The 20,843-nt window shown below is 63.6% G+C and carries 17 protein-coding genes; 4 read left to right on the top strand and 13 right to left on the bottom strand.

From position 1 onward, the window contains the following. Positions 1–46 precede the first annotated feature (46 nt). The 3 genes from AC0CMF_RS18805 to AC0CMF_RS18815 all read right to left on the bottom strand — a co-directional run bounded on the left by AC0CMF_RS18805 (position 47) and on the right by AC0CMF_RS18815 (position 4,255). Complete coding sequence (locus AC0CMF_RS18805) at positions 47–1,240, bottom strand: SGNH/GDSL hydrolase family protein (protein WP_374629492.1); 1,194 nt, start codon at positions 1,238–1,240, stop codon at positions 47–49. A gap of 167 nt (positions 1,241–1,407) precedes the next feature. After that, positions 1,408–2,628 (bottom strand): lytic murein transglycosylase, encoded by a 1,221-nt coding sequence (locus AC0CMF_RS18810; protein WP_374629550.1) that lies wholly within the window; start codon positions 2,626–2,628, stop codon positions 1,408–1,410. A gap of 112 nt (positions 2,629–2,740) precedes the next feature. Further along, a complete protein-coding gene (locus tag AC0CMF_RS18815) occupies positions 2,741–4,255 on the bottom strand; it encodes an outer membrane beta-barrel protein (protein ID WP_374629493.1) in 1,515 nt (504 codons plus the stop codon). 236 nt (positions 4,256–4,491) lie between these two features. On the opposite strand from AC0CMF_RS18815, the gene AC0CMF_RS18820 reads away from it, so the two are divergent. The 3 genes from AC0CMF_RS18820 (at position 4,492) to AC0CMF_RS18830 (ending at position 7,275) form a co-directional block, all read left to right on the top strand. After that, the gene (locus AC0CMF_RS18820; RefSeq protein WP_050472410.1) at positions 4,492–5,508 is read left to right on the top strand and encodes a KpsF/GutQ family sugar-phosphate isomerase; all 1,017 of its coding nucleotides are present in this window, start codon (positions 4,492–4,494) and stop codon (positions 5,506–5,508) included. 123 nt (positions 5,509–5,631) lie between these two features. Next, positions 5,632–6,399, top strand: a complete 768-nt coding sequence (locus AC0CMF_RS18825) for a motility protein A (RefSeq protein ID WP_050472409.1) — start codon at positions 5,632–5,634, stop codon at positions 6,397–6,399. Positions 6,400–6,426: 27 nt separating this feature from the next. Next, on the top strand, positions 6,427–7,275 hold the full coding sequence (locus tag AC0CMF_RS18830) for an OmpA/MotB family protein (RefSeq protein WP_019964856.1): 849 nt from the start codon (positions 6,427–6,429) through the stop codon (positions 7,273–7,275). Positions 7,276–7,303: 28 nt separating this feature from the next. Here AC0CMF_RS18830 and AC0CMF_RS18835 read toward each other — a convergent pair whose 3' ends face one another. The 10 genes from AC0CMF_RS18835 to AC0CMF_RS18880 form a co-directional block, all read right to left on the bottom strand. Further along, positions 7,304–7,765, bottom strand: a complete 462-nt coding sequence (locus AC0CMF_RS18835) for an NfeD family protein (protein WP_374629495.1) — start codon at positions 7,763–7,765, stop codon at positions 7,304–7,306. Next, positions 7,762–8,763 (bottom strand): SPFH domain-containing protein, encoded by a 1,002-nt coding sequence (locus AC0CMF_RS18840; RefSeq protein WP_374629497.1) that lies wholly within the window; start codon positions 8,761–8,763, stop codon positions 7,762–7,764. Before AC0CMF_RS18840 ends, AC0CMF_RS18835 begins: the two co-directional genes overlap by 4 nt. Positions 8,764–8,893: 130 nt before the next feature. Then, on the bottom strand, positions 8,894–9,973 hold the full coding sequence (hemH, locus tag AC0CMF_RS18845; RefSeq protein ID WP_122522069.1) for a ferrochelatase: 1,080 nt from the start codon (positions 9,971–9,973) through the stop codon (positions 8,894–8,896). Positions 9,974–10,105: 132 nt separating this feature from the next. Then, positions 10,106–11,350, bottom strand: coding sequence for a phenylacetate--CoA ligase family protein (locus tag AC0CMF_RS18850; RefSeq protein ID WP_472482419.1), 1,245 nt, complete (start codon positions 11,348–11,350; stop codon positions 10,106–10,108). Positions 11,351–11,392: 42 nt separating this feature from the next. After that, positions 11,393–12,271: an ABC transporter ATP-binding protein gene (locus tag AC0CMF_RS18855; protein ID WP_050472549.1), complete on the bottom strand. Its 879-nt coding sequence runs from the start codon at positions 12,269–12,271 to the stop codon at positions 11,393–11,395. A 31-nt stretch (positions 12,272–12,302) separates the two neighbouring features. Then, positions 12,303–13,625, bottom strand: coding sequence for an ABC transporter substrate-binding protein (locus AC0CMF_RS18860; protein WP_374629498.1), 1,323 nt, complete (start codon positions 13,623–13,625; stop codon positions 12,303–12,305). Between the two features lie 97 nt (positions 13,626–13,722). Beyond that, entirely contained in the window at positions 13,723–14,799 is a 1,077-nt protein-coding gene (locus AC0CMF_RS18865) for a branched-chain amino acid ABC transporter permease (protein ID WP_058898741.1), read from the bottom strand. Positions 14,800–14,805: 6 nt separating this feature from the next. After that, a complete protein-coding gene (locus AC0CMF_RS18870) occupies positions 14,806–15,759 on the bottom strand; it encodes a branched-chain amino acid ABC transporter permease (protein ID WP_050472402.1) in 954 nt (317 codons plus the stop codon). Positions 15,760–15,771: 12 nt separating this feature from the next. Then, positions 15,772–16,602, bottom strand: a complete 831-nt coding sequence (locus AC0CMF_RS18875) for an ABC transporter ATP-binding protein (protein WP_122522073.1) — start codon at positions 16,600–16,602, stop codon at positions 15,772–15,774. After that, a complete protein-coding gene (locus tag AC0CMF_RS18880; protein WP_122522075.1) occupies positions 16,599–18,584 on the bottom strand; it encodes an AMP-binding protein in 1,986 nt (661 codons plus the stop codon). Before AC0CMF_RS18880 ends, AC0CMF_RS18875 begins: the two co-directional genes overlap by 4 nt. 253 nt (positions 18,585–18,837) lie before the next feature. Here AC0CMF_RS18880 and AC0CMF_RS18885 point away from each other — a divergent pair, with 253 nt between their 5' ends. Further along, a complete protein-coding gene (locus tag AC0CMF_RS18885; RefSeq protein ID WP_374629500.1) occupies positions 18,838–20,826 on the top strand; it encodes a PAS-domain containing protein in 1,989 nt (662 codons plus the stop codon). The last annotated feature ends 17 nt before the right edge of the window (positions 20,827–20,843 follow it).

Raw genomic sequence — 20,843 nt, forward strand, 5'->3', positions numbered from 1 at the left:
CGGGACAGAGCCGGCCTTCAGAGCGCCAGACCCCGGAATGCCCCCGTCAATTCGGCACAGCACCCGTGAAATCCACGCGGCCGGGAGTGGGCGCGCCGGTGTCGCCTGTGGCCAGGAACTTGCGGGCGAGGCGGGCGGCGGCTTCGGTTTCCACCGGAGGCAGGATCTGGGGTTCGTTGGCATCGCCCGCCAGATGGTCCTCTGCCGACAGGGCGCGTCCGGTCAGGACGATAAAGTTCGGATCGTCCGCCACGCCTTCAAAGGCGAGCCCGCCATAGCCGCCAAGCACACGGGCAAGCTCCCGCTCGACGAAAAACGCCACCTTGCGGGCCCCGGCCCAGGTGAAGCCGACGCCATCATTGGCGCGCAGGCGGCGGCGCTGGCCGTCCACATCCGGCCCGAAGGCGGTATAGGCCTCGTTGTCATCCAGGAACATCTTCCAGATGTCCACATAGGTTGAACGGGTCATGGCGGCTTCGCTCTGAAGCAGGTCGTTGATCAGCGTAAAGCCGGGATCAAGCCGGGCGGCTTCGGTCGGTGGCAGGCCCACCAGCAGCAGGGGCTTGCGCTCCTGCCGCATGGCCAGCGCCAGGGCGTGCAGCTTCTTGCGGTATTCCGCCTTGAAGGCATCGCTGCCGAAGGGCACCAGACCGCCATCCGGCTGCGGCAGATCCTTGAGATCGGCATAGCCGAAGACAGCCACGACCGCCTTGACGCCGCCGCCGCGGATGCGCGAGACCGCCCGTTCCGTCCACGCCGGGTCCGGCTCTCCCATCAGGCCGTCAGGCCGGACGGCCGGCTGTGCCGCCCCGGTGCCGCCTTCGGGGGACGCGGCCGGTGAGGCCGCAGGCGTCTCTGTGAGAAGCTCAACCCGGATCATCGGCTTCTGTGCAAATATTGAAGTCAGCCCTTCGGCAAGGGCTGCGGCCGTTGGCCCGCCGAGCACGAGCACAACACCTGCATCCGGCTCCTTCGGCGCTTCCACGACTTTGGGAGGGGTATTGCTGGGGGCGGCAGGGGCTTTCTTGCGCACCACAGGCTTGGCTTCCTGCACCCGCACCTCGGGCCGGGACACACCGAACAGGCGCATGAGCGGGCGCAGCGGGTTGAAGCCATCTTCGGAAGGGGGAGGCGGAATGGGGCGCCCCTGCGCCAGCACAGCCCCCTGCAGCACCGGCAGAACAACCAGAGCTGCAAGGAGAATGGCAAGCCAGCGCATCCTGAACGAAAGAAGCGGCACCCGGAAACCTCCATCTGACTGAACAAGGTCAGACTATAGGCAATCCGGCGCCGCTCCGGAAGTGCTACACCAACTCTCGATGAGTTCGGCTCATCGAGAGTTGGTCAAGCCCGTACGGTGCTTGAGCATTTTCAAGGCGTGATGCGTCAGCATCGAAAGCCTTGGTATTAGCTGCCGCTGCCGATCCTGGACAGCAGCATGACCGAGGCATAGCCATCCGGGATCAGGCCGCGCGACTTCTGGAAGGCGCGGATGGCGCGGCGTGTGGCCGGGCCTGCCAGGCCATCCGGCTCACCGGCCTGGAAGCCCTTGCGGTTGAGGGCTGCCTGCAGCTGCATGGTCTGGTCCTTGTTGAGCGGCAGGTGCTCCCGCGCCCAGCCCCCGGCAAAGGCATCGCCGCCCCGGATCCGGTCGGCCAGATGGCCAACGGCCAGCGCATAGGCAGTCGCGTTGTTGTAGCGTTTGATGACCGAGAAGTTCTTCAGCATCAGGAAGCTCGGACCAGCCGCCCCGGCCGGCAGCACCAGCACGGCGGTGTCATCGGCACGCGGGAAGCCGCGGCCGTTGGGCCGCACGACACCAAGCCGCGACCATTCGGCCAGCGTCTTGGAGGTGGTGTCGTCCGCCAGCGAATAATCGAAACCGCGCGGCAGGCTGACTTCATAGCCCCAGGTCTTGCCCGGCTGCCAGCCGTGTTCCTTCAGGTAATTGGCGGTGGAAGCCAGCGCATCGGGAATGGAGGTCCAGATATCGCGGCGGCCGTCGCCATCGAAATCGGCAGCATAGCGCTTCCAGCTCGACGGCATGAACTGGGTGTGGCCCATGGCACCGGCCCAGGAGCCGATCATGTCCTTGTGGCGCACATGGCCGGCCTGAATGATGCCCAGGGCCGAGACCAACTCGCCCTGCCAGAACTCACGGCGGCGCGGCGCTTCATAGGCAAGCGTCGCCAGCGCGCGGATCACATCATGGCCGCCCATGAAGCTGCCGTAGTTGGTTTCCATGCCCCAGACGGCCAGAACCACTTCCTTCTGCACGCCGTAGCGGGCCTCGATCTCGCGCAGAACGGCGGCATGCTCACGCAGCATCTTCTGGCCATTCTCGATCCGCGTGGGGGAAACCGCGCTTTCGAGATAGTCCCACACCGGCTTCACGAACTCGGACTGGCGCGACATCAGGCGCACCGTGTCCGGATCCGGCGTCATGCCGGTGAAAACGGCGTTGTAGGTCTGGCTGTTGATCCCTGCCGCCTGTGCCTGCGGCCAGAAATTGCGGACCCACGTCTGAAAGCCCGCATCCGCGAGCGCAGAGCCAGCCTGCATCATCCCTCCAGCAGCAAGCAGCACGGCAGCGGCAAGGCCGCGAGCCTTTCTGGCGATCCGGCCCATTGGCCGGGACACATCCTGTCCGGTCAAACCGTTGTTCGTCATTCAGGCCTCCTTAATGCCCGGAATGCCCCCGCACCCCATGTTGGCAAGCTGATCTTCTGGCCTCATCGGCTCACCGGCGTATCCGGACACCCGCCTGGATGCGGTTTTCATCGTAATCCGCACCGGCGATTGAGCTGTCAAAGGTCCGATAGGTATATGTCCCCGTCAAGGCAACGTTGCGTGTCAGGGCATAGGTTGCTCCCGCCAGCGCGCTGGTGGTTGCCTCTTCGATGCCCACGCCCTGATAGTGGCGCCGCGCATAGCCCGCGCCCGCCTGCGCCACCAGCCTCTCGGACAGGGCATGGGACACGCGCAGGTCCGCGCTGTAGAGGATCGAGCCGGAAGATCCGGCCAGATCCGACGGGCTGAGCGTTGTGGTCAGGCCGGCCGTGACGGTGGTGAGCCGCGTCGGCGACCAGACGAGCGAACCGTCGACGGTCAGGCCCGCCAGATCCTGAAGCTGGCGGCTGTCCAGCCGCTCCACCCGCCATCCGGCCGCCACTTCGCCCGCAAGCTTTGGCCCGGCGCCAATGGTCACGCCGCTGCGCAGGGCATAGCCCTTGGCATCGCGGCGGATGCAAGGGGCAGCGCAATCCTCATCGAAGGCGCGGCGCAGAGCGGTCACTTCGACAAAGGGCTGCAGCATTGCGCCTGTGCGGGCATCCAGCCGCAGTGTCGCAGAATAGAGCGTGTTGTCGCGTCCGCTGCGGTCTGTCCCGCTCTGCCCCTCGGAATACATCGTCCGGGCCACATCACCGCGCAGGGTGGCCGCCAGAATGCCCGCCTCCCGGGTCACGCCCAGCGAGGCATTCACCACATTGACATCGCCTTCCCCATTCGGGTTCTCCGCCGTGGATGTGTCTTCACGCGAATAGGAATGGCCGAGTGAGCTGTTGATCTGCGTGCTGTCCCCGGCATCAAGCCGCAGCGCCGCTCTGGTGTCGATGGAAGGCTCGCTCCGCACGCTGCTGCCGGGATAGGCCGCATAGGAGCCGCGCAGCGATACATCCAGCTGATGCCGGGACCAGTCCGAGCGGATCTGCAGGTCGGGTGCAACGGAATAGAGCGCGTTGGCACGCCCACTGGAAGAGCCGGCCGCATTGTCCGACCAGCCGCCGGAGACCGTCAGTTGCGGCACAACCGTAAAGGTGCCCACCCGCAGCCCCAATGGCGCATCATAGGTGGTTTCACCGTCAAACACATCATTGCCCAGGGCGCCGCCCTGCCCGCCATTGGCGCTGACCCGGCGCACGGCGTTGACCCGGTCGGAGAAGGGCCGCGTCTGGCTCTGGCGGCCGGTGCCGACAAGCCCGGCAGAGCCAGCCTCTTCCGTGCCGCCAATCAGGGAATAGACCTGCGCCTGCGTGGGATTGACCGGCGGCAGGGAGCCTGTGGCCGAAGGCGCCGCGCCGCCGGCCGGTGGCAGAGCCTGTCCGCCGGTGCTGTCCATGGCCTGCCCGCTGCCATCAAAGGTGCTGGTGCGCAGTCCCGTTGCGCCCGTGGACGGACTGCCGGCCACCTGCGCAGCCGCAGGCAGCGCGCTCAAGGCGCTCACGAGCAGGCAGGAGAGGAACTGGCGCATCATCAAAAGCCGGACCGGGACCCATGGGTACAATTCGTCTCAAAATGCGGGATACATGGTTAACCACGGGTTTCCGTGCCGTAAATTGGCATTGCCAGAGGGTTACCGCTGACCCGTCCGGGCAGGCATCATCCACCCGGATGCTTGCGCCGCCGCCGCCGCTGGCATAGACAGGCCTCAGTCCGCACAAGCCTCAGTCCGCACAAGGGCTGAGGTCCGCAGCGCAACAGGACAAAGCCATGCACAGCGCCAGCCTTACCGATACCGCCCCCTCATCACTTTCAAGTGAGGACCGCGAAACTCTAGCTTCAGCGGACCGGACGCTCGGCACGGAGCTGGCAGCTCTGACCTCCCTGCGCGATGCGCTGCAGGACAGCCTGGCTCAGCCCTTCACCCGTGCGGTGGCGCTGCTGCATGGCATCGCTGGCCGCGTCATCATTTCCGGCATCGGCAAGAGCGGCCACATCGGCACCAAGATTGCCGCCTCCATGGCCTCCACCGGCACGCCCGCGTTCTTCGTCCATGCCAGCGAGGCCAGTCACGGCGACCTTGGCATGATCACGCAGAATGATGCGGTGGTTGCCCTGTCCTGGTCCGGCGAAACGCCGGAACTGGCCAGCATCATCGCCTATACCCGCCGCTTCAAGGTGCCGCTGATCGCCATCACCTCATCGGCCACCAGCGCGCTCGGCAAGGCAGCCGACATCGTCCTCGCCCTGCCGCAGGTGACGGAAGCTTGCCCGCATGGCCTTGCGCCGACGTCCTCGACGCTGCTGCAACTGGCCATCGGCGATGCGCTGACAGTGGCTCTTCTGGAGGCGCGCGGCTTTACGGCACAGGATTTCCGCGTCTTCCATCCGGGCGGCAAGCTGGGAGCGAGCCTCAGGCTTGCCCGCGACATCATGCACAAGGGCGATGCCATGCCGCTCACGGTGGAAGGCACGCGGATGCGTGATGCCATCGTGCTGATGACACAGAAGGGCTTTGGCGTCGCCGGTGTCACGGATCAGGCCGGCAATCTCACCGGCATCGTCACCGACGGTGACCTGCGTCGGCACATGAGCAGCAATTTCCTCGACAAGACCGTCGATGAAATCATGACCCGGCGGCCGAAATCCGTGCCGGGCGACATGCTGTCAGGTGCCGTGCTGGAGTTCCTCAACACGGCGGCGATCACCTCGATCTTCGTGGTGGAAGACGGCAAGCCTGCCGGCATCATCCACATGCACGACCTGCTGCGCATCGGAGCGGCCTGACGCAAAGGTTGCTTAACGCAAAAACCTCAATTCACAGCGCGATTAGGGATTGATTAGCCTAGTTTCTCTAAGCTCCGGCTCCAGAGTGTTCGGCCTCTTTGGCCTCTTGGAACGGTGCCTGGAATGGATCTGGCTTCAATCATAGGAATTATCGGCGCCTTTGCCATCGTCATGGTCGCCATCCTGCTGGGCGGCAGCTTCGGTCAATTCGTCGATCTTCCTTCCATTCTCATCGTGGTCGGCGGCGGCCTTGCCGCGACCCTGATCCGCTTTTCGCTTGGGGGCATCGGCAGCGCCCTCGCCCTTGGCGCCAAGGTCGGCTTCGGTGCCAAGAACATCAAGCCGCGCGACCTGATCGAAGAAATCAGCGGCCTGGCGGAAATCGTGCGCAAGTCTGGCCCGCTCGGGCTGGAAAATGCCGCTGTTTCGGATCCGACCCTGGCAAAGGGCGTGCAGTATATCGCCGACGGCTACGAGATCGACTTCATCCGCGAATCCATGATGCGCGAGCGGGATCTCACGCTGTCGCGCCTTGCGGAAGGCAAGCGCGTGTTCAAGGCCCTGGGCGACAGTGCCCCGGCCTTTGGCATGATCGGCACGCTCGTCGGTCTGGTGCAGATGCTGGCCAACATGGACGATCCTTCGGCCATCGGCCCGTCCATGGCCATCGCCCTTCTGACCACACTGTATGGCGCGCTGATTTCCAACTGCTTCTGTCTGCCGATGGTGGACAAGCTCGACGCCAAGTTCGACGTGGAAGAGGTCAACCAGACCCTCATCATCGACGGCATCCTGCAGATCCGAGAATCCAAAAGCCCGGCGCTGATCCGCGAGATGCTGATCGCCTATCTGCCGGAAAGCGCCCGTGCCGGCCTCGTCGACGCGGCATAAGGCAAGGGCGGAAAGGGAGCACAGGTCATGGCACGCAAGAAGCCTGCAGGCGGCGGCGCCCCGGAATGGCTGGTGACATTCGCCGACCTGATGTCCCTGCTCGTCTGCTTCTTCGTGCTGATCATTTCCTTCTCGGTTCAGGACAAGCAGAAGCTCCAGATCGTCGCCGGCTCGATGAAGGATGCCTTTGGTGTCAAGGAGAACTCGCGGCGCCTTGGCGTGATCGAAATGGAAGGCATTCCGATCCGCGACTACATGAAGCAGGTCTCGCAGGTTCCACAGGAACTGGATTCGGACTTCGCCAGCGAGCGTCACGAGAAGAACACCAAGCAGGGACCCGAAGCCAACACCCACGACACGGTGGAGGCCGAGATCGAGCGCTCCCGCCAGTTCGCAACAGCAGCTGCGACCCTGCGCCAGGCCCTGCAGGAAATGCCGGAGATCACCGAAATCTCCCAGCACATCATTTTCGAGGAAACCGAGGAAGGCCTCAACATCATGATCGTGGATCAGGATGGGCGGTCGATGTTCCGGGAAGGCTCGAAATATCCCTATGAGACCACCCGCCGTATCCTGGCAAAAATTGCCCCGGTTCTGGCGGATATGCCGAACCGGATCGAGGTCACCGGCCACACGACAACCGGCAGCGCCGCCACAGACCCCAATTACACCACCTGGGAGCTGTCTACCGACCGGGCGAATATCGCCCGGCAGATCCTCAACGAATATGGGGTGCCGTCAGACCAGATCTTTTCGGTGGTGGGCAAGGCCGATACGGAGCCTCTGTTCCCGAACGACCCCTTCCTGGCGGCGAACCGGCGCATCAGCGTCTTGCTGATGCGCGAGGCCCCACCGATCCCGCCGGGAAACCTGTAAAACCGGGTCCGCGCTGAAGGCACCGGGATCAGGCGTCAGCAGCCTGCCTGACCCGCAAGCGCACACCTTCCACGCCTTCCACAATCACGCGGGTGCCCGCGGGCAGATCCGGGCCGGTGATCTGCCAGACCGTGTCGTCAACGGAAAGCCAGCCTGTCCCTGAGACAATCGGGTCCTTCAGAACAAAGATGTGTCCGGCATAGCGGCTGCCCCGCCGGTTGAGGCCGGGATCGCCAAAGGCGTTTTCCCGCCGCCGCATGAACCACCGCCCGGCAATCACGCTGATGACGGACAGCACCGCGAAGAGGATGATGTTCGTCTGCCAGGTGAGCGGTTCGATCAGGTTGACCACACCAACCAGAATGGCCGCGACGCCGAACCAGAGGAAGAAGGTGCCCGGAACGAGCACCTCCACCCCGAAGAGCAGGATGCCGGCGAACCACCAGCCCCAGGCGCCAAATCCCTGGAAGATCTGCTCAAATGTGCTCATGCACCCTCACTCTGCCCCGGAAGCGGCACGGACGGCAGACCGGAACCTGAGCTGGACCGGCCCTCGCCATCCCTGTTGCCGAAAGCCTCGCGGGCAATCTCGCCGATGCCGGTCAGGGCGCCCAGGAGCGAGGTGGATTCCATCGGCAGGATCAGGGTCTTCTGATTGCGCGAGGTCGCCAGCTCCTTGAAGGCTTCCACGTACTTGGTCGCCACGAAGTAGTTGATCGCCTGCATGTCGCCGGCCGAAATCGCCTCGCTGACGAGGCGTGTTGCCGTCGCTTCGGCCTGAGCCTCGCGCTCGCGCGCCTCGGCATCACGGAAAGCCGATTCGCGGCGGCCTTCAGCCTGCAGGATCAGCGCCTGCTTCTCGCCCTCGGCCTTGAGGATTTCAGCCTGCCGCTTGCCTTCGGCTTCCAGAATCGAGGCGCGCTTGTCACGCTCGGCCTTCATCTGACGGGCCATGGAATCCACCAGATCGCGCGGCGGATTGATGTCCTTTATTTCGATACGGGTGATCTTCACGCCCCAGGACTCGGCGGCGGCATCCACCACGCGCAGCAGGCGGGTGTTGATCTCGTCACGGTTGGACAGAAGCTCATCCAGGTCCATCGAGCCCATCACCGAGCGGATGTTGGTCATGGTGAGGTTGAGAATGGCGTTCTCCAGTCCAGCCACTTCATAGGCGGCGCGGGCGGCGTCCAGAATTTGATAGAAGGTGATGCCATCCGCCGTCACCGTGGCGTTGTCGCGGGTGATGACCTCCTGGGAGGGGACGTCGAGCACCTGCTCCATCATGTTGAGGCGGCGGCCGATCTTGTCGATGACCGGAACAATCAGGTTGAGGCCCGGCGAGAGGGTGCGCCGGTAGCGGCCGAAGCGTTCGACCGTCAGGTTATAGCCCTGCGGAACAGTCTTCACGCCCGCAAAAATCAGCAGGATGACGAAGAAAAAGAGTGCAACTAGAACAATGTTGAAACCGTAATCGGCCAAGGGCATGCGAGGCTCCCGTCTTATCTGCCTTCAAAACGGGCGGAGTATGCGACGGATCAGCCTGCGATGCCACCCAGAAAGAGCCGGGCGGCACCGCCACCCGGATCAGGAGCATTCCCGTTGAGGACCGGAGGCTTCAGAGCCAGCCGGACAGTTCGCGCTGCACCACCTGTTCCAGCACGGCCATGCCCAGATCGCTGTCATTGAGGCAGGGGATGTGGGTGAACTCGCCGCCGCCATTCTCGTGGAAGATCTCCCCGGCTTCTCCGGCAATTTCCTCCAGCGTTTCAAGGCAGTCGGCGACGAAACCGGGGTTCATCACGGCGATGTTCTTCACGCCGTCCTTCGCCAGCGCCTCCACGGTCTTGTCCGTGTAGGGCTGCAGCCACTCTTCCGGGCCGAAACGGGACTGGAAGGTGACGCGCAGCTTCTCCTTGCTCATGCCCAGCCGCTCGCGCATCAGCCGCGTCGTCTTCATGCAGTGGCAGTGATAGGGATCGCCCTTCTTGAAGTAGGACTGCGGAATGCCGTGATAGGAGGTCAGGATCACGTCCGGCTCGAAATCGAGCCCGGCAAGATGCCGCTCCACCGATTGGCTCAGGGCCTCGATATAGGCCGGGTCATCGTGATAGGGCGGCACGGTGCGGATGGCCGGCTGCCAGCGCATCTCCAGCAGGGCACGGCACACTTCGTCATTCACCGTCGCCGTGGTCGAGGCCGAATATTGCGGATAGAGCGGGAACACCAGAATGCGGTCACAGCCATCGGCCTTCAGCGCTTCAAGGCGCGAGCGGATGGAGGGCTGGCCATAGCGCATGGCCCAGTCGATCTTCAGCCGTCCGCCATGATCGCCCATCATCTGCGTCAGCTTGTCCGACTGGCTGCGGGTGATGGTACGCAGCGGCGACTCGTCCAGCTCCTTGTTCCAGATCTCGTCATAGGCCTTGCCGGACTTCTTCGGCCGGGTGATCAGGACGATGCCATAGAGGATCGGGTACCAGAGCGCCTTCGGCCATTCGATGACGCGCTTGTCGGACAGGAACTCGCGCAGATAGCGGCGCATCGGCCAGTAGCTTGTGGCATCCGGGGTGCCGAGGTTCACCAGAAGCACACCGATCTTGCCCGCCTTCACCGGCGGGTGGGCGTCCGGCAGCTTGATGCTGCGCATGGATTGGCCGGCTTCAGCCAGGGCTTCAGGGGAAAACTGGACGGTCATGACAACTCCGGAAACGGGCAGGCGTGCACACGCGCACATTTGGCCGGAACATAAGACACCAGCCAGCCTTGTCCAGTACGTCAGAACTCAGATCCCGGATCAGTGCCGCCCAAAAGAAGCGGGAGAGGCCAATCAGGCCGCCTGGCCTCCGTAGTCGCGCTCATCGGAAATGACCTTGCCGTCATTCGGCAGGCTGCCTTCGGCCAGGCATTCGACGGCGCCCTTCAGCTTGGTCACCTCCCGAAGGGTTGCGGCGATGGCAGAGGCCGTGTCTGCGGTGGCGGTTTCCACCTGCAGGGTCATCACATCCTGCTCGCTGGCGCGTGTGACAACGAGCCGCGCCTTGCGGATTTCGGGGTGACGGGCGAGCACATCGGCGATCTGCACCGGATCAACGAACATGCCCTTGATCTTGGTGCGCTGATCGGCCCGGCCCATCCAGCCGGCAATGCGCTGCCCGGTGCGTCCGCAAGGGGACTGGCCCGGCAGCACTGCCGACAGATCACCCGTGCCGAAGCGGATCATCGGATAGGTGCGGTTGAAGGTGGTGACCACCAGTTCCCCCACCTCGCCATCTGCAACAGGCGTGCCTGTGCCGGGACGCACGATCTCGACGATATAGTCCTCGTTGACGATCATGCCGCTGCCGGCCTCGCTCTCATAGGCAATGACGCCCAGTTCCGCCGTGGCATAGCACTGAAGAACGGCGATACCCCGCGCGGCATAATCGGCCCGCAGCGAGGGAAACAGCGCCCCGCCGGAGACAAGGCCGCGCTTGAGGCTGGACATGTCCCGCCCCAGTTCCTTGCCCTTGTCGAGCAGCACCTTCAGGAAGTCCGGCGTGCCGACATAACCGGAGGGCTTCAGCGTTTCGATGGCCTCCAGCAGCATTTCCGTGTTGCCGACGCCGCCGGGAAAGACGGTGCAGCCCAGCGCCCGCGCGCCGTGATCGAGCAGAAAGCCGCCCGGCGTCAGGTGATAGGAGAAGGTGTTGATCACCACATCACCCGCCTGGAACCCCGCTGCCGCCAGTGCCCGGGCCACATTCCACGGGTCCTGCCCTTCCGGCTGCGGCTCCCAGATCGGTCCCGGAGACATGAACACCCGCTGCACACCCTTGAGGGAACCGGCCAGAAACCCGCCGAAGGGCGGTTCCGCCTTCTGGTGCTGCAGCAGGTCCGACTTGCGCAGCACAGGCACGGAAGCAAGTGCCTGCCGTGAGGTGACGGCGGCCGGATCCACGTCTTTCAGATGGCGGGCCCAGCCGGGCGCCTCCTCCCGCGCATGGCGCAAGATTTCCGGAAGCCGGGCAAAAAGCTCCGCCTCGCGCTGATCCGGCGACCGCCGTTCGCGCGCTTCACGATGTTCCGCCCTCATAGCCTGTCCTCGCTTGCTTCGCCTTGAAATAACTTGCGCTGGTTACGCCAGCCACCGCTTGCGGCGCTTGTAATGCTTCACATCGCGGAAGGACTTGCGGCCCTCACCGCCGACACCAAGGTAGAATTCCTTGACGTCTTCATTCTCGCGCAGCGCCTTGGCCTCGCCATCGAGCACGATGCGGCCCGATTCCACGATGTAGCCGTAGGTGGCATAGCGCAGCGCGATGTTGGTGTTCTGCTCGGCCAGGAGGAAGGACACGCCCTGCTCCTCGTTGAGCTGCTTCACGATCTCGAAGATTTCTTCCACCAGCTGCGGCGCCAGTCCCATGGAAGGCTCGTCCAGCAGGATCATGCGCGGCCGGCTCATCAGGGCCCGGCCGATGGCGCACATCTGCTGCTCGCCGCCGGACGTGTAGCCCGCCTGGCTGCGCCGCCGCTCCCGCAGGCGGGGGAAGTAATTGTAGACCATCTCCAGATCGGCCTTGATCGCCCCTGCCCCGTCACGCCGCGTATAGGCACCGGTAAGCAGATTTTCCTCGATGGTCAGATGGCCGAAGCAATGACGGCCTTCCATGACCTGAATGCAGCCGCGCCGCACAAGATCATTGGGGGACAGATCCTGCACCTGATCGCCCTTGAAGGTGATGCTGCCCTTGGTCACATCCCCGCGCTCGGCCCGCAGCAGGTTGGAGATGGCTTTCAGCGTCGTGGTCTTGCCCGCGCCATTGGCCCCCAGAAGGGCAACGATGCCGCCTTCCGGCACAGTCAGGGACACGCCCTTCAGCACCAGGATGACGTGATCATAGATCACTTCGATGTTGTTCACCGACAGGATGGGGCTGCTGGCCGCAGCCGGGCTGGAAGCTTGAAGCACGGGTCTGATCCTCTTTCCGGCATTTCCCTGCCGCGGGCGGTTCATGCCCGCGGCAGAAAGCATCCTTGAACTCTTGTCAGTTCGGGCAGGGCTCCGTACGGGCCGGCCAGGGAGCGTTCTTTTCCGTGTACTCCTTGGCAGCTGCCTCAAGCAGCGGGCGCACGACATCCTTCATCGGCTCGATCCAGTCGGTCGCCTTCACCCACTTGGTGCCGTCCCACTCCTGGATGTAGACCGGGTGCGAACCGGCGTGATCCTCGCAGGTGACCTTCATCGGATGAGCAAAACCGGCAAGGCCGATTTCCTCGAGACGCTCTGCCGTGATGTTCAGGGACTCAAGGCCGATGCGCACGTCTTCGCCGGTCAGAACGGTCTTGCCGGTCTTTTCCTGCGCCGTGCGGATGGCTTCAGCCATCAGCACGGAATTGAGGACACCGCGGTTGTAGAGAACGTTGCCGAAATTGGCCTCCGTGGTCTGCGACTTGCGGGCATCGACGACCAGCTTCCTGATGTCGGCCAGCGCCGGATAGTCCGTGCCGAGACCGGAGATGTTCAGCGCCTTGTAGCCCTTGGCACCGGCCCCGCCGGCAGCGGCATCGTCATCGCCGGCCGACCACCAGACACCGATCATCTTGTCCATCGGGAAGCGCGTCTTGACGGCCTCCTTGATGGCGGTCGGGTTCATCGCGCCCCAGCCCCACATGATCACATAGTCCGGACGGTCGCGGCGGATGTTGAGCCACTGCGAGGACTGGTTCTGCATTTCCTTGGCGGGAACCGGATACTGGGTCACCTCGAAGCCATAGTCCTTGGACAGTTGCTCCAGCAGCGGGATCGGCTCGCGGCCGAAACCGGCGTCAAGGAAGATGTAGCCGATCTTCTTGCCCTTCAGCTTGTCCATGCCGCCTTCCTGCTCACCAATGTACTTGATGATCACGGACAGGCCGTCCCAATAGGTGTCCGGCACGTTGAAGACCCATGGGAAGGTGTTGCCGACGGCTGCTGCCGACAGGCCATAGCCCATGGACAGAACGGGGATCTTGTCGACACCGGCTTTCGGAATGATCTGCAGCGTGGTGCCGGTGGAATACGGATTGTACATCAGGGCACCCTTGCCCTTGGTCGCCTCGTAGCACTCCATGCCCTTCTGCGGGTCATACCCGGTCTCGCATTCCTCCAGGATGATCTTGACGCCGCCGATGCCGCCATCGCGCTCATTCAGCATCTGCAGATAGTCATACATGCCGTTGGCGATGTGGATGCCCGAGCCTGCAAAGGCGCCGGTGCGGTAGGTCAGAAGCGGGATATAGTTGCCTTCCGCTGCTGCGGTCTGGACGGTGAAGGGCGCAGCGCCCCCCAGCGCGAGTGCGGTTCCCAATGCGATTGCCTTGAAGTTCATTTTGCTTTCCTCCCAAAGAACGGCTGGTTTTCTGGTCCGCTTACCCTTGTCATTATTGCGGATTCCGGATCCGGCCGGTTTCGATTGCAGGCGGCCGTCAGTACGGGAACGGCCAGACCCGAAGCTTCTGCTTGCCGATCTGCCACAGCCGGGCGAGACCATGCGGTTCCACGATCAGGAAGAAGATGATCAGCGCACCCACGATCATGTGGGCCAGATGCTGGATCGTCTCGGCCCCCACCTCGATACCGGTCATCGCCGGAATGGCGCGCAGCACGACCGGCAGGATCCAGATGAAGGCCGCGCCCAGGAACGAGCCGCTGATGCTGCCAAGCCCGCCCAGAATGACCATGAACAGGATCTGGAAGGACAGGGCGATGGAATAGGATGAGGGCTCGGCCGCATTCAGCCAGAAGAACACCATCATCGCACCTGCCACGCCGCAGATGTAGGACGACACGGCGAAAGCCAGCAGCTTCGCCCGGAGCGGACGGATGCCGATCAGTTCCGCCGCAATATCCATGTCGCGGATCATCATCCAGGATCGGCCGATGCGGCCACGGATGAGGTTCGACACCAGCACCGCAATGGCAAGCGTGATGCACAGCACGATGAAATAGCGGGTCAGCGGTGTGGATTCGGCCCCGGCGATGGTGATGCCGAACATGGTCCGGTGCGGGATCTCGATGGCGCCGGAGGCGTTGTAATTGTAGAGCCAGCCGATGCGGATGAAGCACCACTCCAGAAAGAACTGCGCCGCCAGCGTCGTCACCGCCAGATAGAGCCCCTTGATGCGCAGGCTCGGCAGACCGAAGATCGCGCCGATGCCGGCCGAGAACACGCCCGATACCAGCACCAGCAGGATCACGTTCACATCCGGAAAGATGGAGGTGAGCTTGTAGGCTGCATAGGCGCCGACACCCATGAAGGCGCCGGAGCCGAGAGACAGCTGACCGGCAAAGCCCGTCAGCACGTTGAGCCCGATCGCCGCCAGCGAGAACACCAGGAACGGGATCATGATCGAGCTCAGGAAGAAATCATTAGCCAGGTAAGGAACAGCAACAAAGGCACCGAAAATGAGGATCGCAATGCCGATCCGGTCCTGCCGGATCGGGAACAGCGCCTGATCCGCCTCGTAGCTCGTCTTGAACTGGCCTGCCTCACGGTAAAACATGGGACCTCACACGCGCTCGATGATGCGTTCGCCGAAGAGACCTTGCGGACGGAACAGAAGGAAGATCAGGGCGATGATGTAGGCGAGCCAGGACTCGATGCCCCCGCCCACCAGCGGACCCCAATAGATCTCGCCAAGCTTCTCGCCGAAGCCGATGATCAGTCCGCCGATGATGGCGCCGGGGATCGAGGTGAAGCCGCCAAGGATGAGCACGGGAAGCGCCTTGAAGGCGACGATCTCCAGCGCGAAGGACACATCCGAACGCGCGCCCCACATGATGCCCGTCACCAGCGCCACGATACCGGCGGCAAACCAGACGATGGCCCAGATCTGGTTCAGCGAGATGCCAACGGAAAGCGCCGCCTGATGGTCATCTGCCACAGCCCGCAGCGCCCGGCCGATACGGGTCTTGTTGAAGAAGATGCCGAGGCTTGCCACCATCAGCATGGCGATCACCGCCGCCGCGATGTCGATATGCTGCAGGATGACGAGGCCGTCCTCCCCAAGCTCCAGCGCCGTCGAACCGGTCGGCAGCCACAGCTCTTCCGTGATCATCCGCTTCGGCTCGCCGCCGAAGATGAACTCGCCAAAGCCGATGAGGAAATAGGTCATGCCGATGGTCGCCATCAGCAGGATGATTTCCGGCTGGTTCACCAGCGGCCGCATCACCACCCGCTCGATTGTGTAGGCCAGAATGCCCATCACACCGATGGTCAGAAGCAGCGCCAGAAACGCAGGAACCCCGTGCTCATAGAGCCCGACCAGCGTCAGACCCGCGAACACCACCATGATGCCTTGCGCGAAGTTGAAGACGCCGGATGCCTTGAAGATCAGCACGAAGCCAAGCGCAATCAGGGCATAGAGAATGCCTGCCACGAAGCCTTCCCACAGCACCTGCAGCAGGAAATCCGGCTGATCGGCCATCTGCGCAAACGGCAGGATGAAAATATCATAGAGCATCGCCGTCCCCCCTTAATGCGCCACGCCGAGATAGGCGTCGATGACTTCCTGACTGGCCTGCACCTCGGCAGGGGGGCCATCGGCGATCTTCTTGCCGTAGTCGAGCACGACCACCCGGTCGGACAGGTCCATGACCACGCCCATGTCATGCTCGATGAGGGCGATGGTGGTGCCGAACTGCTGGTTCACATCGAGGATGAAGCGGCTCATGTCCTCCTTCTCCTCAAGGTTCATGCCGGCCATCGGCTCGTCGAGCAGCAGAAGCTCCGGCTCCATGGCCAGTGCCCGGCCCAGTTCCACCCGCTTCTGCAGGCCATAGGGCAACTTGCCCACCGGCGTCTTGCGGATGGCCTGGATCTCCAGAAAGTCGATGATGTCCTCGACCTTGCGGCGGTGCTCGATTTCCTCATCCCGCGCCGGGCCGTAATGCAGGAGCTGCCAGAAGAAGTTGCGGTGCATCTTCAGCGAGCGGCCGGACATGATGTTGTCCAGCGTGCTCATGCCCTTGAACAGCGCCACATTCTGGAAAGTGCGGGCGATGCCCTGCGCCGCCGCATCATAGGGCCGCATCTTGCTCCGGGCCGTGCCCTTCCAGGTGATGGTGCCCTGCTGCGGATGGTAGAAGCCATTGATGACATTGAGCATCGACGTCTTGCCCGCCCCGTTGGGGCCGATGATGGCGCGGATCTCGCCCTTGCGGATGTCGAAGGAAATGTTGGTGATCGCCTTCACACCGCCGAAGGACAGCGAGACATTGTCCACCTTCAGCAGCACTTCCGCTGCTGGTGCTGTTTCCGCTGCCGGTTCCGCCGGGTGCAGGCTGGTTGCTGTCACGGCATTCATTCTGCAGCCTCCCGCATGGCCTGCACCGGGGCGTGCGGCGTCATGTCCCTGATCTCGACCGTGGCCTCGATGACGCCCGTGCGGCCGTCCTCGAAGGTCACTTCGGTGCGCACATGGCGCGAGGTGGAGCCGTCATAAAGCCCCTCGATCAGCGGCGCGTAGCGCTCGGCGATGAAGGAGCGGCGGACTTTCTGCGTGCGCGTCAGCTCGCCGTCGTCCGCATCCAGCTCCTTGTGCAGGATGAGGAAGCGGTGGATCTGCGCACCCGCCATCATCGGCTCTGCCGCCAGATCCCGGTTCACCTGGTCCACATGCTGCTGGATCATCCGGTAGACGTCCGGATGGGCGGCAAGTTCCTGATAGCTGGCGTAATTGACGTTGTTGCGCTCAGCCCAGCTGCCCACCGCCGTCAGGTCGATGTTGAGAAATACGCCCACGAAATCCCGCTCATTGCCGAAGGCCACCGCCTCCTTGATGTTGGGGAAGAACTTCAGCTTGTTCTCGATGTATTTCGGCGCGAACAGCGCACCGGTGTTGAGCTTGCCCACATCCTTGGCGCGGTCGATGATCTTCAGGTGGCCGTTGGGGGCAATGAAGCCGGCGTCACCGGTAAAGACCCAGCCATCTTCCGTCTTGGTGGTGCGGGTGGCCTCGTCGTTCTTGTAATAGGCAACGAAGGTGCCCGGCGAGCGGTAGAGCACTTCGCCATTTTCCGCGATCTTCAACTCCACCTGCGGCGCGGGCTTGCCGACCGTATCGGCAAAGATCTCGCCATCCGGCTGCAGGGTGATGTAGACGCTGGCTTCCGTCTGGCCGTAGAGCTGCTTCAGATTGAGGCCGAGCGAGCGGTAGAAGCTGAAGATCTCCGGGCCGATGGCTTCACCCGCCGTGTAGCCGACCTTCAGCCGGGTCAGGCCAATGCGATTCTTCAGCGGGCCATAGACCAGAAGCTCGCCAAGGCCGTAGAGCAGCCGGTCGCTGAGCGGCACCGGCTGGCCGTTGAGGATCTTTTCGCCCGACCGGCGGGCCACGCCCATGAAATAGTCGAACATGGCCTTCTTCATCCGGCCTGCATCTTCCATGCGCACCATGATGCGGGTGAGCATGCTTTCAAAAACGCGCGGGGGAGCGAAGAAATAGGTCGGCGCGATCTCCAGCCGGTCCAGATCCACCGTGTCGAGGCTTTCCGGGCAGTTGACGCAGTAACCGGCCGTATAGGCCTGTGCCAGCGAGAACACGTGGTCGCCGATCCAGGCCAGCGGCAGATAGGCGAGGATGTCCTCGCTCTCGTCCAGCTTGTCGAAGGCATTGGCGTTGCGCGCCGAAATGACCAGATTGTCGAAGGACAGCATCACGCCTTTGGGGCGGCCGGTGGTGCCGGAGGTGTAGAGCATCACGGCAATGTCGCTGCCCTTGCCCTGTGCCAGCCCCTCTTCCCAGGCGCTGAGCGCCTTCGGATCTGCTGCCATGTGCTGGCGGCCAAGATCCTGCACGCCGGTGAAGCTGAACAGGCGGCCGTGGTCATAGTCCCGCAGGCCACGCGGATCATCATAGATCACGGCACTCAGGCTCGGCACGGTCTCCGCCATGGAGAGAAGCTTGTCGACCTGCTCCTGATCCTCCACAACCGCAAAGCGAACTTCGGCATGACCCAGAACATAGGCCATTTCTTCTGCGACGGAGTCTGCATAGACCGGAACCGGGATGGCGCCGAGCGCCTGCGCTGCCACCATCGACCAGTAAAGCCGGGGCCTGTTGGCACCGACAATTGCGACCTTGTCGCCTGCCTTCAAGCCGATACTGCCAAGCCCGATCGAAAAGCTGCGCGTCTCGTCAAGAACTTCAGCCCAGGTCCAGCTTTGCCAGATACCAAGGTCCTTCTCCCGCACTGCAGTACGGCTTCCAAGTTCTTTCGCATTGCACAAGAGAATCTTCGGAAAGGTGTCTGCACCTTCCCTCGCAGCGCTGGTCAATCTTGCCATCGCGTCGTCCACCCTCCCAGGCGCCCCGTTTACCGGAGTCGCGTTTTGGCCCTCATGAAACGCCTTCCTCCCGAAGGGCCGCAAGCTCTTTCTTTGGAGGAGCCTGCGGATGTCTCACCATGGGTTGCATTTGACGGTAGACCCGGTGCATTGCGCCAGTATGTTCAGACTGTGACGAATTGTTTCAGGGCCATCCTCCATTCATCCGATGGCTGACTGGTGTTCCCTCCGGCCTTCTGCCTAAACTCAAGCCATGACGATCAGCTCCGGCACCACCGAATATATCGACATGCTGCAGGCTGCCCTTGATCATGTGAATCAGGGCTTCTCGGTCTTCGATGCAAACCTGCAGCTGGTGGCCTGGAACAGGGGTCTTTGGGAGATGCTGGACTTCCCCCAGGAGCTGGCCCGGCGCGGCGCGCATCTGGCGGAGTTCCTGCGGGTCAACACGGAGCGCGGGGAATACGGGCCCGGCGATGTGGAGGGCAAGATCCAGCGGCGACTGGAGCGGGCGCGCCAGTTCGTGCCGCATTATTTCGAGCGCATCCGCCCCAACGGCCAGGTGATTGCCGTGCGCGGCACGCCCCTGCCGCAGGGCGGGTTCGTCACCATCTACACCGACATCACCGAGGAGCGGCGGCGGCAGGAGAAGCTGGAGCGGACCGTGGCCGAGCGCACCCGCGCCCTGCGCCAGAGCGAGGACTGGCTGCGCTTCGTCACCGACAACATCCCGGCTCTTGTGGCCTACATGGCCCCGGACACGGGTTCTGGAGCCGGTCCCGTCTTCCGCTTTGCCAACCGGCGTTATGCAGAATGGTTCGGCCATTCCATCGCCTCCATTGCGGGGAGGCCCGCCCGCGAAGTGCTGGGGGCGGAACTCTTCACCGAACTGCAGCCGCAGATCGAGCATGCGTTCAGCGGCCATGCGGTGTCCTATGAATACAGCCGCCGCAAGCCGAACGGCGATCTGGCCTACATGCGCTCCACCCTCATTCCGGACATGACCGTGGACCGGCGCACGCTCGGCGTTTTCGTGCTGTCGCTCGATGCCACAGAGCAGAAGCGCAACGAGGCGGCGCTCGCCCAGTCGCAGCGCATGGATGCGGTCGGCAAGCTGACCGGCGGGCTGGCGCATGACTTCAACAATCTGCTTGCCATCCTGATGGGCAATCTCCTCAGCCTGAAGCGCAAGGGCAGTGAGGTGACGCCCGCCGATGTGGAGGCCCACCTTGCCCCCATGCTGCAGGCGGCACAGCGCGGGGCGGACCTGACCCAGCGCATGCTGGCCTTCAGCCGGGGCCAGTCCTCAGACCTGCAGACCGTGGAACTGGCGCCGCTTCTGGCCAACACCGCGACGCTGCTGCATGGCTCCCTCCCCGGCGCCATCAGCCTGTCCTTTGATCTTTCCGATGAACGGCTGGTGGCGCGTGTGGACCCGGCGCAGCTGGAAACGGCCATCGTCAACCTTGTCTTCAATGCCCGCGATGCCATGCCGGAAGGCGGCAGCATCACCGTCAGCCTGTCGCAGGAGCAACTGGCGGAGCGCGATCTGCCCGGCGCGGGTCTGGCGGCAGGCCCCTATGCCCGCATCAGCGTGCGCGACACCGGCCAGGGCATGGATGAAGCCACACGGCAGCGGGCCTTCGAGCCTTTCTTCACGACAAAGCCCTTCGGCACCGGTTCCGGCCTTGGCCTGTCGATGGTCTATGGCCTTGCCCGGCAGGCGGGCGGGCATGCGGATATCTCCACCGCCCCCGGCGCAGGCACCACCGTGTCGCTGCTGCTGCCCCTCAGTGCCGGCACCGGCCCTTCCGGAACGGGAGCTGAGGGCGTGCAGACCACCCTTGCCATGGGCAATGGCGAACTGATCCTGCTGGTGGAGGATGAAGCGGCCGTGGCCGAAGCTGTCGCCCTGCAGATCCGCGACCTCGGCTATACGGTGCTGACGGCGGAAAGCCCGGCAGATGCCCTTGAGCTGGCGCAGGATGTGGCGGAAATCCGGGCCGTGCTTTCCGATGTGGTGATGCCCGGGCAGATGAACGGGCTCGCCCTCGCGCGCCAGATCCGGCAGGAGCGCCCGGACATCGGCATTGCGCTGATGAGCGGCTATGCCGACTATGGCGCGCCCGCGGAAGGGGCAGGCCAGAAGCCCGATGCCGCAGCTTTTCCACTTCTGACCAAGCCCTTTGACATGGCAGCGCTGTCTGGAACCTTGAGGAAGATCACCGCTCATGACGCCTGAGACGCCCGGCACCGGAA

The sequence above is a fragment of the Pannonibacter sp. CBAS1226 genome, from assembly GCF_055685825.1.

What these genes read in the sequence shown, in the direction of transcription:
- AC0CMF_RS18810 (WP_374629550.1), bottom strand. Translation starts at nt 2,628, where the DNA reads ATGGGCCGGATCGCCAGAAAGGCTCGCGGCCTTGCCGCTGCCGTGCTG.
- AC0CMF_RS18815 (WP_374629493.1), bottom strand. Translation starts at nt 4,255, where the DNA reads ATGATGCGCCAGTTCCTCTCCTGCCTGCTCGTGAGCGCCTTGAGCGCG.
- AC0CMF_RS18820 (WP_050472410.1), top strand. Translation starts at nt 4,492, where the DNA reads ATGCACAGCGCCAGCCTTACCGATACCGCCCCCTCATCACTTTCAAGT.
- AC0CMF_RS18825 (WP_050472409.1), top strand. Translation starts at nt 5,632, where the DNA reads ATGGATCTGGCTTCAATCATAGGAATTATCGGCGCCTTTGCCATCGTC.
- AC0CMF_RS18830 (WP_019964856.1), top strand. Translation starts at nt 6,427, where the DNA reads ATGGCACGCAAGAAGCCTGCAGGCGGCGGCGCCCCGGAATGGCTGGTG.
- AC0CMF_RS18835 (WP_374629495.1), bottom strand. Translation starts at nt 7,765, where the DNA reads ATGAGCACATTTGAGCAGATCTTCCAGGGATTTGGCGCCTGGGGCTGG.
- AC0CMF_RS18840 (WP_374629497.1), bottom strand. Translation starts at nt 8,763, where the DNA reads ATGCCCTTGGCCGATTACGGTTTCAACATTGTTCTAGTTGCACTCTTT.
- hemH (WP_122522069.1), bottom strand. Translation starts at nt 9,973, where the DNA reads ATGACCGTCCAGTTTTCCCCTGAAGCCCTGGCTGAAGCCGGCCAATCC.
- AC0CMF_RS18850 (WP_472482419.1), bottom strand. Translation starts at nt 11,350, where the DNA reads ATGAGGGCGGAACATCGTGAAGCGCGCGAACGGCGGTCGCCGGATCAG.
- AC0CMF_RS18855 (WP_050472549.1), bottom strand. Translation starts at nt 12,271, where the DNA reads ATGAACCGCCCGCGGCAGGGAAATGCCGGAAAGAGGATCAGACCCGTG.
- AC0CMF_RS18860 (WP_374629498.1), bottom strand. Translation starts at nt 13,625, where the DNA reads ATGAACTTCAAGGCAATCGCATTGGGAACCGCACTCGCGCTGGGGGGC.
- AC0CMF_RS18865 (WP_058898741.1), bottom strand. Translation starts at nt 14,799, where the DNA reads ATGTTTTACCGTGAGGCAGGCCAGTTCAAGACGAGCTACGAGGCGGAT.
- AC0CMF_RS18870 (WP_050472402.1), bottom strand. Translation starts at nt 15,759, where the DNA reads ATGCTCTATGATATTTTCATCCTGCCGTTTGCGCAGATGGCCGATCAG.
- AC0CMF_RS18875 (WP_122522073.1), bottom strand. Translation starts at nt 16,602, where the DNA reads ATGAATGCCGTGACAGCAACCAGCCTGCACCCGGCGGAACCGGCAGCG.
- AC0CMF_RS18880 (WP_122522075.1), bottom strand. Translation starts at nt 18,584, where the DNA reads ATGGCAAGATTGACCAGCGCTGCGAGGGAAGGTGCAGACACCTTTCCG.
- AC0CMF_RS18885 (WP_374629500.1), top strand. Translation starts at nt 18,838, where the DNA reads ATGACGATCAGCTCCGGCACCACCGAATATATCGACATGCTGCAGGCT.